The 14,853-nt window shown below is 63.4% G+C and carries 14 protein-coding genes; 11 read left to right on the plus strand and 3 right to left on the minus strand.

Annotation, left to right across the window (positions count from 1 at the left end):
* Positions 1 to 24 precede the first annotated feature (24 nt).
* The 7 genes from INT12_RS21200 (at position 25) to INT12_RS21230 (ending at position 5,337) form a co-directional block, all read left to right on the plus strand.
* On the plus strand, positions 25 to 657 hold the full coding sequence (locus INT12_RS21200; RefSeq protein WP_102618817.1) for a glutathione S-transferase family protein: 633 nt from the start codon (positions 25 to 27) through the stop codon (positions 655 to 657).
* Positions 658 to 675: 18 nt separating this feature from the next.
* Positions 676 to 1,596, plus strand: coding sequence for a LysR family transcriptional regulator (locus INT12_RS21205; RefSeq protein WP_193039987.1), 921 nt, complete (start codon positions 676 to 678; stop codon positions 1,594 to 1,596).
* Positions 1,596 to 2,480, plus strand: coding sequence for a LysR substrate-binding domain-containing protein (locus tag INT12_RS21210; RefSeq protein WP_193039986.1), 885 nt, complete (start codon positions 1,596 to 1,598; stop codon positions 2,478 to 2,480). Before INT12_RS21205 ends, INT12_RS21210 begins: the two co-directional genes overlap by 1 nt.
* Before the next feature lie 79 nt (positions 2,481 to 2,559).
* The gene (locus INT12_RS21215) at positions 2,560 to 3,492 is read left to right on the plus strand and encodes a pyridoxamine 5'-phosphate oxidase family protein (protein WP_193039985.1); all 933 of its coding nucleotides are present in this window, start codon (positions 2,560 to 2,562) and stop codon (positions 3,490 to 3,492) included.
* A gap of 200 nt (positions 3,493 to 3,692) precedes the next feature.
* Entirely contained in the window at positions 3,693 to 4,319 is a 627-nt protein-coding gene (locus tag INT12_RS21220; RefSeq protein WP_226926267.1) for a hypothetical protein, read from the plus strand.
* The gene (locus INT12_RS21225) at positions 4,316 to 4,834 is read left to right on the plus strand and encodes a hypothetical protein (RefSeq protein ID WP_104902808.1); all 519 of its coding nucleotides are present in this window, start codon (positions 4,316 to 4,318) and stop codon (positions 4,832 to 4,834) included. The genes INT12_RS21220 and INT12_RS21225 overlap by 4 nt, the downstream gene beginning before the upstream one ends.
* Positions 4,831 to 5,337 carry a hypothetical protein gene (locus INT12_RS21230; protein WP_079444284.1) on the plus strand — a complete coding sequence of 169 codons (507 nt, stop codon included), beginning with the start codon at positions 4,831 to 4,833 and terminating at the stop codon, positions 5,335 to 5,337. Before INT12_RS21225 ends, INT12_RS21230 begins: the two co-directional genes overlap by 4 nt.
* Positions 5,338 to 5,429: 92 nt before the next feature.
* Here the strand turns inward: INT12_RS21230 and INT12_RS21235 are convergent, their stop codons facing one another.
* From INT12_RS21235 to INT12_RS21245, 3 genes are all read right to left on the minus strand, one after another.
* Entirely contained in the window at positions 5,430 to 6,947 is a 1,518-nt protein-coding gene (locus INT12_RS21235) for an ArnT family glycosyltransferase (protein WP_193058995.1), read from the minus strand.
* Positions 6,948 to 6,956: 9 nt separating this feature from the next.
* Positions 6,957 to 8,612 (minus strand): lipid IV(A) 4-amino-4-deoxy-L-arabinosyltransferase, encoded by a 1,656-nt coding sequence (gene arnT, locus INT12_RS21240; RefSeq protein WP_193039982.1) that lies wholly within the window; start codon positions 8,610 to 8,612, stop codon positions 6,957 to 6,959.
* Positions 8,613 to 8,798: 186 nt separating this feature from the next.
* Positions 8,799 to 9,479: a histidine phosphatase family protein gene (locus INT12_RS21245; RefSeq protein WP_026140097.1), complete on the minus strand. Its 681-nt coding sequence runs from the start codon at positions 9,477 to 9,479 to the stop codon at positions 8,799 to 8,801.
* Positions 9,480 to 9,758: 279 nt separating this feature from the next.
* On the opposite strand from INT12_RS21245, the gene INT12_RS21250 reads away from it, so the two are divergent.
* The 4 genes from INT12_RS21250 to INT12_RS21265 form a co-directional block, all read left to right on the plus strand.
* Complete coding sequence (locus INT12_RS21250) at positions 9,759 to 10,427, plus strand: ABC transporter ATP-binding protein (protein WP_046382779.1); 669 nt, start codon at positions 9,759 to 9,761, stop codon at positions 10,425 to 10,427.
* A gap of 1 nt (position 10,428) precedes the next feature.
* On the plus strand, positions 10,429 to 12,891 hold the full coding sequence (locus INT12_RS21255) for an ABC transporter permease (RefSeq protein ID WP_193039981.1): 2,463 nt from the start codon (positions 10,429 to 10,431) through the stop codon (positions 12,889 to 12,891).
* On the plus strand, positions 12,881 to 13,945 hold the full coding sequence (locus INT12_RS21260; protein ID WP_193039980.1) for a lipocalin-like domain-containing protein: 1,065 nt from the start codon (positions 12,881 to 12,883) through the stop codon (positions 13,943 to 13,945). The genes INT12_RS21255 and INT12_RS21260 overlap by 11 nt, the downstream gene beginning before the upstream one ends.
* Before the next feature lie 136 nt (positions 13,946 to 14,081).
* A partial coding sequence (locus INT12_RS21265; RefSeq protein ID WP_193058996.1) for a hypothetical protein occupies positions 14,082 to 14,853 on the plus strand: 772 nt, incomplete at its 3' end.

Below are 14,853 nucleotides of genomic sequence, written 5' to 3' on the forward strand. Positions count from 1 at the left end.
ACCCCCACTTCTTTGGAGCCTTTCATGTCCCAGCCTGCGATCAAACTCTATGGTTTCCCCCTGTCCGGCCATTCCCACCGGGTCGAGCTGATGCTGTCGCTGTTGAGCCTGCCCAGCGAATTCATCCTGGTCGACCTCAAGCAAGGCGCGCACAAAACCGCTGAATTCGTCGACACGATCAACTCGTTCGGCCAAGTGCCGGCGATCGATGACAACGGCACCGTACTCGCCGATTCCAACGCGATTCTGCTGTACCTGGCGAGCAAGTACGGCAACGGCCAATGGCTGCCGAGCGACCCGCTGGGGCAGGCGCGTGTGCAGCGCTGGCTGTCGGCCGCCGCCGGTCAGCTCCACGCCGGGCCGGCGACCGCGCGGCTGGCGGTGGTGTTTGGCGCGGATGTCGATACCGTCGCCGCCATCAGCCGCTCCCACGCCTTGTTGCAATTGGTAGAGCAGCAGTTGGGCCAAAGCCGCTTCCTGGTCGGTGAGCAGCCGAGCATTGCCGACATCGCTTTCTACACCTACGTGGCTCACGCGCCGGAAGGCAATGTGTCGCTGGCCGACTACCCTCAAGTACGCGCCTGGCTGGCCAGTATCGAAGCCTTGCCGGGGTTTGTCGGCATGCCACGCACGGCGGTGGGCCTGCAATCACAGTAACCTTCAAGAGGGACACCGATGGACCGCTTTCATGAAATGCAGGTGTTCCTCGCGGTGGCCGAGGAGGAGAGCTTCGCCGCCGCCGCACGCCGCCTGAAAACCTCGCCGCCCAGCGTGACCCGGGCGATTGCCGCGATGGAACAGCGCATCGGCACCCAACTGCTGGCGCGCACCACTCGCAGCCTGCACCTGACCGAAGCCGGCCAGCGCTACCTGGAAGATTGTCGACGCATCCTCGCCGAGCTGAATGAAGCCGAGGAAGCGGCGGCGGGCAGTTACTCCATCCCCTGCGGCCAACTGACCGTGACCGCCCCGGTGCTGTTTGGCGAGCTGTATGTGGCGCCGTTGCTGGGGGCGTACCTCGATCGTTTTCCTCTGGTGAACATCAACGCTTTGCTGGTCGATCGCGTGGTGAACATGACCGACGAAGGTGTCGACGTGGCCGTGCGTATCGGCCATCTGCAGGAGCCGGGGCAACAGGCGATCCAGGTCGGTGAAGTGCGGCGAGTGGTGTGTGCGTCGCCCGGCTATCTCGACCGGCACGGGCGGCCGCAACATCCCACGCAGTTGCGTGAGGCCAAAATCGCTACGTCGTCGGCCAGCCAATTGATCAGCGCATGGCAATTCGTCGACGGCGAGCAGGAACTGACGGTGCCCATCCAGCCGCGCCTGGTGGTCACGGCGAACAACGCCGCGATCAACCTGGCGCGCATCGGCTGGGGCATGACCCGGGTGCTGTCCTATCAAGTGGCGGCGGCGGTGGCGGCCGGTGAACTGGAGATTGTCCTCGGCGCGTTCGAGCCCGCGCCGCTGCCGATCCAGGTGGTGTTCCAGAAGGGCGCCCGCGTACCGGCGAAGGTGCAAACCTTTGTCGACTTCCTCACCCAGCATTTCGCGCAGGACCGTGGCCTGAACCCAGCGTCGCAGCGGCCGAACTGATGGAGCGCTATCGCGATATGCAGCTGTTTGCGGCGCTGGCCGGGCAACCGAGCCTGGCGGCGGCGGCGCGCAGCGCCCGGGTGTCCGGCGCGACGCTGGTGCGCGCGTTGGCGCGCTTGGAAGCACGTCTGCAGGTGGCGTTGCTGCAACGCAGTACGCGGGGTGTCCGCCTCACCGAAGCCGGCCGTGCCTACCTCGCCGACTGTGTCCGCCTGCTGGCGGCCGTGGACGCCGCCGAAGCCTCGGCCAACGGCTCGCATGTGCAGGCCCAGGGCAATCTGCGGGTGTTCCTGCCGTTTCTGTTCAGCCGGTATGTGATGGCGCCGATCCTGGCCGGTTATATGGATCGCCATCCCGATGTGTTCCTGACAGCCCGCTACCACGACTATTACCCGAACCTGCACGAAGAGGGGCTGGACGTGGCGATCCTGGTCGGTGCGTTGCCCAACTCGTCGCTGATCGCGCGGCCAGTCGGCCAGGTGCGGCAGGTCCTCTGCGCCAGCCCCGATTACCTCGCGGCCCACGGCGAACCCGCGCACCCGCACGAGCTCAAGCAGCATCGCCTGATCGCCAGCGCCGATCAGGTCCACTGGGATTTCCCCCATACCCACCTCAAGGCGCGTACACGCCTGCGCTGCACCTCGGTGCAAGGTGCGATCAATGCGGCCGTGCATGGCGCGGGGATCATCCGGTGCCTGAGCTACCCGGTTCACGAGCACCTGGTCAGCGCGCAATTGCGCCGCGTCCTGCCCGCCTACGAGCTGGCGCCGTTGCCGGTCAACGTGGTCTACCGCGAAGGCCGCCAGGCGCCGATGCGCGTGCGCAGTTTTGTCGATCACTGCGTGGCGGCGTTGCGCGAGCATCCGGCATTTCAGTTGGCGTAATGCTCGATTGCCGAACGTGGGTATTCTCTCGCCGCGTGGCGGGGCGCAGCATCTGGCTATCTGACACGAGGTGATCGCCATGAACCTGATCGAACACTCCCCCTGGCACGCCGGCGAACGGCAGATGCAAGCCAGCGCCGGCGCCGCCGAGCGTATGGACATGATTGGCGCCAAGGTGATCCGTGATCATCTGCTCGAGCAACACCGAGGGTTCTATCCGCTGTTGCCATACCTGATGCTCGGCGTGGTGGACGCGCATGGCATGCCCTGGGCGACGATGATCGAAGGCGCGCCGGGGTTTGCCCATTCACCCGACCCGCACACCTTACAGATCGACAGCCTGCCCGGCAGCGGCGACCCGGCGCGCTCCGCCCTGCAGCCAGGGGCCGCCGTCGGCTTGCTCGGCATCGACCTCGACACGCGCCGCCGCAATCGCCTGAATGGCCGGGTCGGCGCGCTGGATGCCGAGGGGTTTGCGGTCGATGTGGTTCAGTCCTTCGGCAATTGCCCCAAATACATCCAACTGCGCCCTGTCGATGGGATCGCCCGCCAACCCGGGGGCGTGGCCGAGCGCAGCAACCGCCTGGATGACGCCGCGCGCGCAATGATCCGCAACGCCGACACGTTCTTCGTCGCCAGCTATGTGGACATCGACGGCGAACGCTCGGTGGACGTCTCCCATCGCGGCGGCAACCGCGGCTTCGTGCGCGTGGAGGGCGACCTGCTGACCATCCCCGACTTTGCCGGCAACCTGTTCTTCAACACCCTGGGCAACCTGCACGCCAACCCGGTGGCGGGGTTGTTGTTCATCGACTTTGCATCGGGCGACGTGATGCACCTGGCCGGGCACACTTCGTTGATCCTCAACGGCCCCGAGGTGGCGCGGTTCGAGGGCGCGCAGCGGTTGTGGACGGTCACGGTGGAACAGGTGGTCCGCCGCCCGGCGGCGTTGGCGTTGAGGTGGCGGTTTGCGGAGTTTTCGCCGTACAGCCTGGCGACGGGGCGCTGGTAGGGCTGCGCTGGAAAGCCTGGGGGGTGAGCGGGTGGTCAAACCCTCATCCGTCCCGTACCATTCGCCCCCCTCGCAGTGACGCGAGGCGCAGCGCCAGGATGGCTCATTGCATGTCTTTCCTGTGGCGTCTGCAGCTCCCTTTTTGCCCGCGTTCAGGATTCGACATGTTTTGCTTTTCCAGGCCTTTGGCCTTGCTCTTAATGGCTGCAGCCTTGGCGGGCTGCGGTACCCAGCCCGCGTCGCTGGTCAGTCAGCCGCTGCAACCCGGCCCCGAAGAACCGGTGGCTTATCTTGTGGGCTCCATCGGCCCGCAGAACCTCAAGGCGTCTCCCGCACCCAACCAGCGCCTGTTGTTTCGCAAGCGTGGCTCCGCCTTCGGGGCCGCGGGTATATGGGTCGGTGTCGGGCGGGAAACGTCTCAGGATGTGAAGGACCAGACCGGCGTCGCCAGTGTGTTCGTGCTGCCGCTCAAACCGGGAGATTATGAGTTTTATGATTTCCAATTCTTCTCCAGCACCTATTCACCCACCCTGGGCACCACTTACACCTCGGTCCAGGCTCGGGAGAAGTTCAACCTGCCGATGCGCCTGCAAGCCGGCAAGGCCTATTACCTCGGTGAATTTCGCTCGCTGTGCCTGGGGGCGTCCCTGTGCGCCTTCCGTTGGCGCGACCAGCAAGGTCGCGATGATCCGATCGCGCGACAATCGGTTCCGCGCTTGCCGGCGCTGGAGTTGATACCGCTGGATTATCGCAGCGCCGCCCCGCATATCATCGCGCCGCCGTCTACCGCTGCGGGCCAGAACACCCCTCAAGAGATGCGTCCATGAACCGCGTTATTACCCTGGGCGTCCTGGCGCTGCTGACTGGCTGTGCGGCCACCAATACCCTGCCAGAGCGCGCGTTGCCCGACGGTCAGGACTACCTCAAGCCGATCCATGTCATGGTCGACGACCCGCTGAATGCCGCGCAAATCCGTAACCAGTTACGCGAAACCGGAGTGTTTCGCAGTGTCGAAACCGGCCAAGGCAAGGAAGGGGATTATTCGGTGTTGATCCGCTTCAATAGCCAGCGCGAGTTGCCACCTTTCCCGGTAATTCTGCTGAGTACGGCGACGCTGTTTCTGCTGCCCTTGTCCCAGAGTATCGACACCACCACCGAGTTTTCCCTGCAACAGAATGGAAAGCTGTTGAAGCAATACAGCTATCGCAACGTGACCCACAAATACACTTGGCTGCTCGATGGCAGCGGCGGGATGCAGCAAGAGAACGTAAACCGTATCACCCGCGCCTTTGCCCAGGATGTACAACGTGATGGCCTACTGCCTGTGGAGCACACGCAATGATCAGGATCACCTTAATGGCTGCCGTGCTGTTGCTCGGCGGCTGCGGCACCGCCCTCAAACCCCTGGACTACAAAGCCCAGCGCGCCTATGTGCCGATGAGCGTCACCATGCCGCCGCCCGAATCCCGGTTCGATCAGCAAAAGCAGCGCGAAGTCATCCAGTTGCTGCGTGATACAGGCGCCTTCAGTTTTCTCGATGGTGGTTTCAGCAAGACCGGCTACAGCCTGTTGGTCGACCAGAGTGGCGGTAAAGGGGCCGGAGTGCTCCCCGCAGTACTCGGCGCTCTGACGCTGCTGACCGTGCCAGTGCCCTACACCTACGAGCGGCAATTGCATGGCTCGGTGTTCAAGGACGGTCAACTGCTGAAAACCTATGCCTACAAGCGTGGCGGCTGGACGGCCACGACTTGGTACATCCCCATGACCGAACCGCGCAGCGAGAGTGAAATGCTCGGCGACCTGATGCGAGACCTGGACCGCGATCGCTTGATTCCCTATCAGTGAGCCGGTGAGGGATGTTCGGCGCCGCAGCGGCAACCCCTGCGGCGCCAACAGCGTGTGGCTTTGGCTGTCGTCGAGCGCCAGGGGCGGGCAGGTCAGCGCGACATCGGGATAAACGCCACGCTCCCCCCCGCACGCTGGTGAAACAGCCGCTCGCCATTGTCAGGCTGGGTGGTGATCACCTGATGATCCGCGCCCAGGTAGGCCAGGGGCGTGGGATCGTCCTTGGAGTACTGCGCGATGATAATCGTGTGTTGCGGATCGAAGCGGCGGCCGCTGGTGTGTTCCAGCCAGGTCATGAACGCAGCGCTGTCGCCCTGGCGGGGGAAGTCCTGGGTTTCGGCGACGTAGTAGAACGGCTGACCGCCGTTTTGCAGGTACATCGGCAGTTTGTTATCGACTTCCACCAGCACCATTTGCCATTGGTTCCATGGCGCGGTCTTCTCGGCTTGAGCTTGCACGTCCTCGACGAGACGCGTCACGCCGCCGTTGCCGTTGGTCCACGGGTACACCACGCCGAGCACCAACAGCATCAGTGCGGCGGCAATGCCAAAGCCTTTCTGCCAGCGCGGCCAGCTGGCGGTTTTTTTCGCCAGCCGTTCGCTCAGCCACCAGGCTCCCAGCAACTGGGCGAACGGCACCAGCGGCAGCACGTAGTAACTGCGGCGGCTGCCGCTGGCGGTGAAGAACACGAACAGCAGGCCCAGGCCCCATACCAGCCAGCGCACGTTGGGCGGGGTCTGGCGCCAATGCCGCACGGCCAGCCACAGGCCGAGCAACCAGCACGGTGCCCAGGGCAGGGTGTAGGCGGGCAGGTAGATCAGATAGGTGTAGATCGGCCCCATGTGGTCGAAGGGGTCGAAGAAACGCACGACGTTTTCGCGGAATACCAGAGCCAGCCCGCTTTCGCCGTAGGTCGGCGCTCCGTAGAAGTGCGACAGCACGAAGGGGATGGCATAGCACCCGGCGGCAATCAGCAGGGCCAGCACCAGACGCAGGTTGAGGTGACGTTTGTAGCGGTGCTCGCTGAGCAGATGCGGCAGCAGCACCAGGCCTGGCAGCACAAAACCGATCAAGCCCTTGAACAGCGAGGTCGCGGCCAACAGCAGGAAAAACACCGTGTAACGCCACAACCGTGTGTCATCCGGCCCGCGCCAGTACCACCACACCGCCGCCAGCACGCCGCACACCGTGAGCACATCCGCCGTGGCCACGCGCGCCCAGAACAGGAAGTAGAAGGTGGTGGCGAGCATCCACCCGGCAATCAGCCCGGTGCCTTTGCGAAACAGGCGCTCGCCGATCAGGTACACCAGCCAGATGCTCAACCATCCGGCAATCACCGACGACAGGCGCAACGACCACGGCCCCAGGCCACCCATCAGGTTGGCGAACCCGCTGATCAGCCAGTAGGAGGGCAACGGCTTGTCGTAATACGGCGTGCCTTTGAGGTAGGGATCGAAGTAGTCACCGCTTTGCAGCATCTGCACGACGATGTTCGCCCAACGGGTTTCGGGCCCCCATAGGTCGCGACTGCCCAGGCCCAGCAGCAGGAGCAGGGCCGACACGCCCAGCAATAGCAGCAGGGCGCCACGTTCGGTTTTCCAGACACTCATGGACGGTTCCTAAGGGAGTTTTGGATAAAGGGTGAGCACCAGGTCGCCCTTGCGATAGCGCTTGCCGCCGGGTGGCAGTTGCCCTTCCTCAAGGTGTTCGCTGGTGCTCCTGACGCGCATCAGCACCCCGACCGCGCCTTGGCGGCGGGCTTCGGCCAGCCACGACTGGACGTCATCCAGCCCGACCTTGCGGTGTATGGTATCTGGGTATTGCAGGCCATATTGCAGCTCGCCTTCGGTGTCATAGAACGCGACATCCGACCGGTTCAGGCGCCAGGCCAGTGCGGATGCCGAGCCTAACTCGTTGCTCAGCAGTGCTTGGGTTTGCTGCAGTTCATCCAGGTGTTCAAGCACGAACTGATCGGGCATTTCGTTATTCGATATCCGCGCCGGCATGCCCGCTGGCAGGAGTAGCACCAGCAAACCGATGCCCAGGGCCGGCGTCGCCCAGAGTGTCAGCGGGCGAAAGGCTTGCAGCAGGTTGGTCAGCACCCAGCCCAGCAGCACAATGAAGGTCAACGACAGGCTGAACATCTCCGCGTGGCTGTTGCCGTACAGCGGGTCGCCGATCTGCAGACAGATCAACGTCACCATCGCGGCCATGCCAAGCACGAAGTTGAGCAGGCCGTTGATGCAGATCGCGCGGGTTTTGCCCTGCTGCATCACATCGATCAAGGCATGCCCCATCAACAACGCCAGCGGTAACAGGCACGGCATGATGTAGGTCGGCAGCTTGCCGCTGCTCAGGCTGAAGAAGCCCAGCGGCAGCAGCATCCACAGGGCGAGAAAGGCCGTCGCCGGTTGGCGCTTTTCTTTCCAGGTCTGGTGCAGCGTGGTCGGTAGCAACCCCGCCCAGGGCAGGCACGAGACGACCATGATCGGCAGGAAGAACCACCACGGCCGCGCATGTTGTGCAGTGCCCGAAGCAAAACGGCGGATGTGCTCGTGCCAGAAGAAGAAATTCCAGTAGTCAGGCTCCTGCACATGGACCGCCCACACCCACGGCAGGCACACCAGGACTGCCACGACGATCGCCAGGGGGCCGTACCGCAGCAACTCACCCAGGCGCCGCTGCCAGAGCATATAAGGCACGGCAATCAGCACTGGCAGCAGCCACGCGAGGAAGCCCTTGGTCATGAAGCCCATCGCGCAGGCCAGCCCCAGCACGGCCCAAGCGCCGAGTCGGGCTCGCGGGGTGCGGCTGTCGAGGGCAAACCACAGCGCTACCAGGCTGAGGTTGACCCAGAAGGTGAACTGCGGATCAAGATTGGAGTAGCCGGCTTGCCCCGCCACCAGGCCGAAGCTCAAGTAGAGCAGGGCGCAGGCGAAGCTTTTGCGCGGGTCGTTCCACAGGCGGCGGGCGATCAGGTAGGCCAGCAGCACGCTCAGGCCGCCGGTCAACGCCGAGGCGATCCGCACACCGAACAGGTTCTGGCCAAACACCGCCTGACCGAGGGCGATCAGCCAGTAGCCGGCGGCGGGTTTTTCAAAATAACGCACGCCCATGAAATGCGGTGCGGTCCAATTGCCGCTCATGAGCATTTCCTGGCTGATCTGGGCGTAGCGGGTTTCATCGGGTATCCATAGACCGTGCAGGCCCAGGGGTAGGAGATAAAACGCGATGAAGGCCAGTAGCAGTAAGGGAAGGGGTTTGAATCGGGTCATGCGAACGTCGCTCCTTGACGTTTAAGTGCAGGAAAAGGATGTAAGGAAAAAGTGCGATAAAAGGTCACAGTGTTCACTAATGGGCTGAAAGTATTCATGACGTCCTTAACTAACAGGCGCAGTTAAACATGCCAGAAGTTGGCTGTCGTTTGGCTGAACATCTGCCTCTTGTGTAGGTAAAAGTGTCTAAAGTTGCTTGAGCGCCTCTGGCCAGTCTCCGCTGTTTATAATGCCCACGGCCTTGAGCTTGCCGTTGCCCAGCACCTTGACGAATAACGCGCTGCCGTATTCGGTGGATTTGGCGTGGGGGAAGCCGAGGTCCCGTTCGATGTCGCTGATGCAGGCGCTGTGGGTAATCAGCAAAAAGTTGTGCCCGGGTTGCTTGTGGCTGAGAATTTCCTCACCCATGGCATCGCCGCAGATCGATAGCGGGCTTGGCGACAGTTCGGTCTTGCCAAACATGAACAGCGAGGTCTGGGCGGTGCGGGTGGTCGGGCTGCTGAACACGTCTGTACCCTCCATGCCCAGTATTTTAAAGGCTTTGCCGATTTCGACGGCCTGTTGGGTGCCGTTGATCGTCAGGCCATCGGCGGGGCCGAAGCAAGGATTGGAGGAACGGTCACAGCGTTCTTCATGGCGGACCAGCACCACCAGATTGCCATCGCGCCAATTAGCCAGCAGACCTGAGGTCAGCAGGCGATTGGCCGTGCTCAGGTCCGGTGGCGATACAGGCCAGGCCAGCAAACCTGTCAGCAATGTGCCGAACAGGGCGAGCGCTGTCGTGCCCAGCCAGAGTTTTTTCAGGCGTTTTGCCCGAGCTTGATACGAACGCGGTTTGGTCAGGGTCAGGTTAACCACACTATTCACCGTGGGGATGTCAGGCAGCTTTTTATTAGTCAGGCACAACCGTTTGACTGGGCCCGTAGTGGAGCAAGAGCCTGTCATACAGTTGCTGTCTTTTTGCTGAAAACCGGAGCGTTAAAAGTTATGTGTGCCGACAACTAATAAGTTGAGCGTTATTGACGCTTGTTCGGCACTTTATTCGGTGGTCGGTAGGTAACCGGTGAAATGTATGTGAAAAATTTGCGTGGCGAGGGCGGTCAGCCGTTATCCTCGATTGCTGTCCATTGGCGAGCGAGCGTTCCCATGTTGCAAGTGCAAGGTGTCCATAAATGCTACGTCACTGCGCAGGGCCCGCTGACGGTATTGGCCGGGGTTGATCTGCACTTGGCGCAGGGTGGCAGCCTGGCGCTAATGGGCGAGTCCGGCAGCGGGAAAAGCACGCTGTTGCACCTGGTGGCCGGCTTGGATCGTGTCGACGGCGGCAGTATCCGCGTGGGTGAGCAGCGTCTGGATCAGATGAGCGAGCGGCAGTTGGCCGATTGGCGGCGCACTGAGATCGGCCTGGTGTTCCAGCAGTTCAACCTGATCGGCAGCTTGCGCGTCGACGACAACCTGGCGTTCCAGGCGCGCCTGGCGGGGCGCTTTGATCCGCGTTGGCAAGCGCAGTTGGTCGAGCGTCTGGGCCTGGGGGATCTGCTCAAGCGCTACCCGGAACAACTCTCCGGCGGCCAGCAGCAACGGGTGGCAGTGGGGCGGGCGCTGGCGTCTCGACCCGGCTTGCTGCTGGCGGATGAACCGACGGGCAATCTGGATGAGGCTACCAGCGATGAGGTGCTGCAACTGCTGCTGGACCTGTTGCGCGACACTCCCACCAGCTTGTTGATGGTCACTCACAGCCCGCGCATTGCCGCACGGCTCGACCGGCAGGTGGTGTTGCACCGCGGCCACGTGCTGCCTGCGGACGTCGGCTGAGATGGCGGTGCTCTATTGGACTTTACGCGCGTTGCTCAGCCACTGGCGGCGCCACCCCGTGCAGTTTTTCAGTGTGCTGACCGGGCTGTGGCTGGCCACCGCGCTGCTGACCGGGGTGCAAGCGCTCAACAGCCAGGCGCGGGACAGCTACGCCCGAGCCAGTCAGTTGATCGGCGGCGAACCCCAGGCCAGCCTCAGCATGCCCGACGGTGCCAGCTTCCCCCAGGCGCTGTTTGCCCAGTTGCGCCGCGCTGGCTGGCCGGTGTCGCCGGTGGTGCAAGGGCGGGTACTGCTCAAGGGGCATGAGGACCGGCGCCTGCAATTGATGGGCATCGATCCGGTGTCGCTGCCCGGCAGCGGCGCGGTGGCGGGGCAGCGCTTGAGCCAGGCGCAAATGGTCGCGTTCTTCAACCCGCCGGGGCGCACCTGGATCGCTCCACACACCTTGCAGGCGCTGGGGTTGCAGGCCGGTGAGCGGCCGCTGACGGCCAGCGGGCAAGCCTTGCCGCCGTTGCAGGTTCAAGCGGACATGGCCCCCGGCCTGTTGCTGACCGACATCGGTTTTGCCCAACCGTTGCTGGACATGCCGGGGCGCCTGTCGCGGTTGTTGCTCGACACATCGTTCGCCGCCACCCATCCCACGCCGCCGGCCGGACTGCAACTCAAACAGGCGCAGGACAATAACCTCGCGCGCCTCACCGAAAGCTTTCACCTGAACCTGGATGCGCTGGGTTTTTTATCCTTTGTGGTCGGGCTGTTTATCGTCCATGCCGCCATCGGCCTGGCCCTGGAACAGCGGCGCGGGCTGCTGCGCACCTTGCGTGCTTGCGGGGTCAGCGGGCGGATGTTGCTCCTCGGCCTGGGCATGGAACTGGGCGCCCTGGCCCTGCTTGGCGGTGTGCTCGGTGTCGCCAGCGGCTATGTGCTCGCCAGTGTCTTACTGCCGGATGTGGCCGCCAGCCTGCGCGGCCTGTACGGCGCTGAAGTGCCAGGGCAGTTGAGCCTCAGCCCGTGGTGGTGGCTCGCCGGGTTGGGCCTGAGCCTGCTCGGGGCGTTGCTCGCCGGGGCCGGCAGTGTGTGGCGCGCGGCGCGCTTGCCGTTGCTGGCGTTGGCCAACCCTCAGGCCTGGCATGAGGCCCATGGGCGCTGGTTGCGGCGTCAGGGCCGGGTGGCGAGTGCGGCGTTGCTGATCGCGTTGTTGGCGCTATGGTGGGGTAACAGCCTGGCTGCCGGATTTGTGCTGATGGCGGCCTTGCTGCTCGGTGCCGCGTTGGGGCTGCCGGTGCTGCTCAATGCGCTGTTGAAAGCGCTGCTGGGACGCAGCCGCTCGGTGCTCGGGCAGTGGTTTCTCGCCGACTGCCGCCAACAGTTGCCGGCCTTGAGCCTGGCGCTGATGGCGTTGCTGTTGGCGCTGGCGGCCAATATCGGCGCGGGTTCCATGACCTCGGGTTTTCGCCTGACCTTCAGCAATTGGCTGGAACAACGCCTCACCGCCGAGCTGTACCTCAACCCAAGCACCCCGGCCCAGGCCGACCGCTTGAATACCTGGCTCACGCAACAACCGCTGGTGCAGGCGGTGCTGCCCACCTGGCAGGTCGCCGTGCAATTACAGGGCTGGCCGGCGGATGTGTTTGGCGTGGTCGACGCGCCGACCTATCGCCAGCACTGGCCGTTGCTCGAAGCCGTGATCGCGCCGTGGGACCAGTTGCTGCGCAGTGACACGCTGATGCTCAGCGAGCAACTGGCGCGGCGCTTGAATGTGCAAGTGGGCGACGCCGTCAACATCCCCACGCCCGACGGTGTGTGGTCGCCGCAGGTGGTGGGGATCTACGCCGACTATGGCAACCCCAAGGGCCACGTGCTGGTCAATGCGCAGCACCTGTTGGCGCATTGGCCGACGCTGTCGCCGGCGCGCTTCAACCTGCGCGTACTGCCGCAAAACGTGGCGCCGCTGGTGCATGAGGTGCAGCGCGAGTTCACCTTGGACGACAGCCGTATCGTTGACCAACAGACCCTCAAGGGTTGGTCGAGCCAAGTGTTCGAGCGCACCTTTGCCGCCACCGCCGCCTTGAACAGCCTGACGCTGGGCGTGGCGGGCGTGGCGCTGTTCATCAGCCTGCTGACCCAGAGCCAAAGCCGCCTCGGCCAACTCGCCCCGCTGTGGGCATTGGGCGTGACGCGCCGACAATTGATGCTGCTCAACCTGGGACAGACCTGGCTGCTCGCGGTGCTGACGCTGCTGCTGGCGTTGCCCTTGGGGTTGCTGTTGGCGTGGTGCCTGGATGCGGTGATCAATGTGCAGGCATTTGGCTGGCGCCTGCCGTTGCATATTTTTCCCTGGCAGCTGGCGCAACTACTGGGGCTGGCGTTGCTGGCCACGTTGCTGGCGTCGGCATGGCCGCTGTGGCAGTTGTACCGCAGTCGCCCGGCGGATTTGTTGAGGACGTTTGCCCATGAAGATTAAGGCGCTGCTGTGCCTCGCTCTGTTGCTGGTGAGCGGCTGTAACAAAGCCCCCGCGCCCGAGGAAAGTTTCGCCGGCCTGGGCAGTGATGCGGCGGATTTTGCCCAGGTGGTGCCCGGCAAGGTCTTCGCTTTTCCTGAGGACCACGGCCCTCACGCCGGTTTTCGCATCGAGTGGTGGTACGTCACCGCCAACCTGCAAGACGCCCAGGGCCATGTGTTCGGCGTGCAATGGACCTTGTTTCGCAATGCCCTCAAGGCCGGGCCGACGCAACCGGGCTGGCACGACTCAACGATCTGGCTCGGCCACGCCGCCGTCACCTCGGCCACCCGGCACTACGCCGCCGAGCGCTACGCCCGTGGCGGCGTCGACCAGGCCGGGGCCCGGGCCGCGCCGTTCAGTGCGTGGATCGACGACTGGAGCTTCGCCACCCGCCCAGGCGCCGCCGGCCCTTTGGCGGACATGCAACTCAAGGCCAGCGGCCCGCAATTCGCCTACGACTTGCAACTGACGTCCAGTCGCCCGTTGGTGCTGCAAGGTGACAACGGCTACAGCCGCAAGTCCGACCAAGGCCAGGCCTCGTACTACTACAGCCAGCCGTTTTTCACCGCCAACGGCAGCGTCAGCCTCGACGGCAAGGTGTACCAGGTCACGGGCCCGGCCTGGCTCGACCGCGAGTGGAGCAGCCAACCCCTGGCCGCCGGCCAGACCGGCTGGGACTGGTTTTCCCTGCACCTGGACCGTGGCGAGCAGCTGATGCTGTTTCGCGTAAGGCAAAAGGACGGCACGGGTTATCTCACCGGCACCTGGATCGACCGCGAGGGCCATACCCAAACCCTGCACAACGCCGATATCCAGCTTACGCCACTGGCCACCACTGACATCGACGGGCGACGTATCCCCACACGCTGGTCGCTGAAAATTCCCGGCAAGCAGCTGGATATCACCACCGATGCCGTCAACCCGAAGGCCTGGATGAACCTGAATATTCCGTACTGGGAAGGACCGGTGCAGTTTGAAGGCGGGGTTGGGTATCTGGAGATGACCGGGTATTAGCACTTTTCTGTAGGTGCTTATCGTCTTCTGCGTAGGCAACTTCCCAAATGTGATTTAGCCCCCTCGGACTTGTGCCGGGGCGGTGTTTGCTTGCTTATATTTCGACGCCAACTTCATCGCATCAAGGATGTAAGGCATGGCGCGGGGATACATCAACGACAAGCCAATCAGCTACAGCAGTTTGAAAACCTGGCTGATGGGCCACGGCATGAGCCGCCAGCACTCTGACCATTTTGATGTGTTGAATCATCACCTGCGCCGTGGGTGGGTGATTCCGGGGCGGATGGTGATTGTTCCAGACACGGAGAGCGTCAGTTGTTCCTGGAATGAATCCTGGTGGGTGCGTTATGCCGAGGAAATTGATCGCAACCTGGAGCTGGACGCTGCGGCTGCACAGACGATGATCGATAACTACGACCTGCTGCAGAGCCTTCTGACGTATGGCTCGATAGGTATCGGCAGTGCGACATCGGCGTGGTCGCGACACCTGGATGAAGTCGTGAATACGTTGGAGGAAATCGAACGTCTGCATCAACGCCTGAAAGCCGGCGGGTTGGATCGCCAGGCGTTTATCCGCCAGCGCCAAGTGCTGCTGGCGCTGCTGGGCACGCAACTGCGCGGTGCCGCACGATTTGGCACGGGATTGCGCGGCAGTCAATCGCTGAAGAAGGTGCTGGGGATTTCGACCAAAAGCTATCTGAATAAAGGCGAGATCGCCGGGTATGCACAGCGCTTGAAGGCGATTTCGCAGACGTCGAAGTGGTTGGGCAAGGGCACTTATGTTGGGCTGGCGCTGGATGTGGGCGCAGCGGGTTTGGAGATCAAGGAGGCGTGTATGGTGGGGCGGGAGGCGCAGTGTCGGCGGGCGAAGTATGTGGAGATGGGGAGGTTGGCGGGTGGGGTAGAGG

It is taken from the genome of Pseudomonas sp. K8 (assembly GCF_014889455.1).
In the GTDB taxonomy this organism is placed as follows: Bacteria; Pseudomonadota; Gammaproteobacteria; order Pseudomonadales; family Pseudomonadaceae; genus Aquipseudomonas; species Aquipseudomonas veronii.

What these genes read in the sequence shown, in the direction of transcription:
- INT12_RS21255 (WP_193039981.1), top strand. Translation starts at nt 10,429, where the DNA reads ATGGCGGTGCTCTATTGGACTTTACGCGCGTTGCTCAGCCACTGGCGG.
- INT12_RS21205 (WP_193039987.1), top strand. Translation starts at nt 676, where the DNA reads ATGGACCGCTTTCATGAAATGCAGGTGTTCCTCGCGGTGGCCGAGGAG.
- INT12_RS21215 (WP_193039985.1), top strand. Translation starts at nt 2,560, where the DNA reads ATGAACCTGATCGAACACTCCCCCTGGCACGCCGGCGAACGGCAGATG.
- INT12_RS21200 (WP_102618817.1), top strand. Translation starts at nt 25, where the DNA reads ATGTCCCAGCCTGCGATCAAACTCTATGGTTTCCCCCTGTCCGGCCAT.
- INT12_RS21220 (WP_226926267.1), top strand. Translation starts at nt 3,693, where the DNA reads ATGGCTGCAGCCTTGGCGGGCTGCGGTACCCAGCCCGCGTCGCTGGTC.
- INT12_RS21225 (WP_104902808.1), top strand. Translation starts at nt 4,316, where the DNA reads ATGAACCGCGTTATTACCCTGGGCGTCCTGGCGCTGCTGACTGGCTGT.
- INT12_RS21210 (WP_193039986.1), top strand. Translation starts at nt 1,596, where the DNA reads ATGGAGCGCTATCGCGATATGCAGCTGTTTGCGGCGCTGGCCGGGCAA.
- INT12_RS21250 (WP_046382779.1), top strand. Translation starts at nt 9,759, where the DNA reads ATGTTGCAAGTGCAAGGTGTCCATAAATGCTACGTCACTGCGCAGGGC.
- INT12_RS21235 (WP_193058995.1), bottom strand. Translation starts at nt 6,947, where the DNA reads ATGAGTGTCTGGAAAACCGAACGTGGCGCCCTGCTGCTATTGCTGGGC.
- INT12_RS21230 (WP_079444284.1), top strand. Translation starts at nt 4,831, where the DNA reads ATGATCAGGATCACCTTAATGGCTGCCGTGCTGTTGCTCGGCGGCTGC.
- arnT (WP_193039982.1), bottom strand. Translation starts at nt 8,612, where the DNA reads ATGACCCGATTCAAACCCCTTCCCTTACTGCTACTGGCCTTCATCGCG.
- INT12_RS21260 (WP_193039980.1), top strand. Translation starts at nt 12,881, where the DNA reads ATGAAGATTAAGGCGCTGCTGTGCCTCGCTCTGTTGCTGGTGAGCGGC.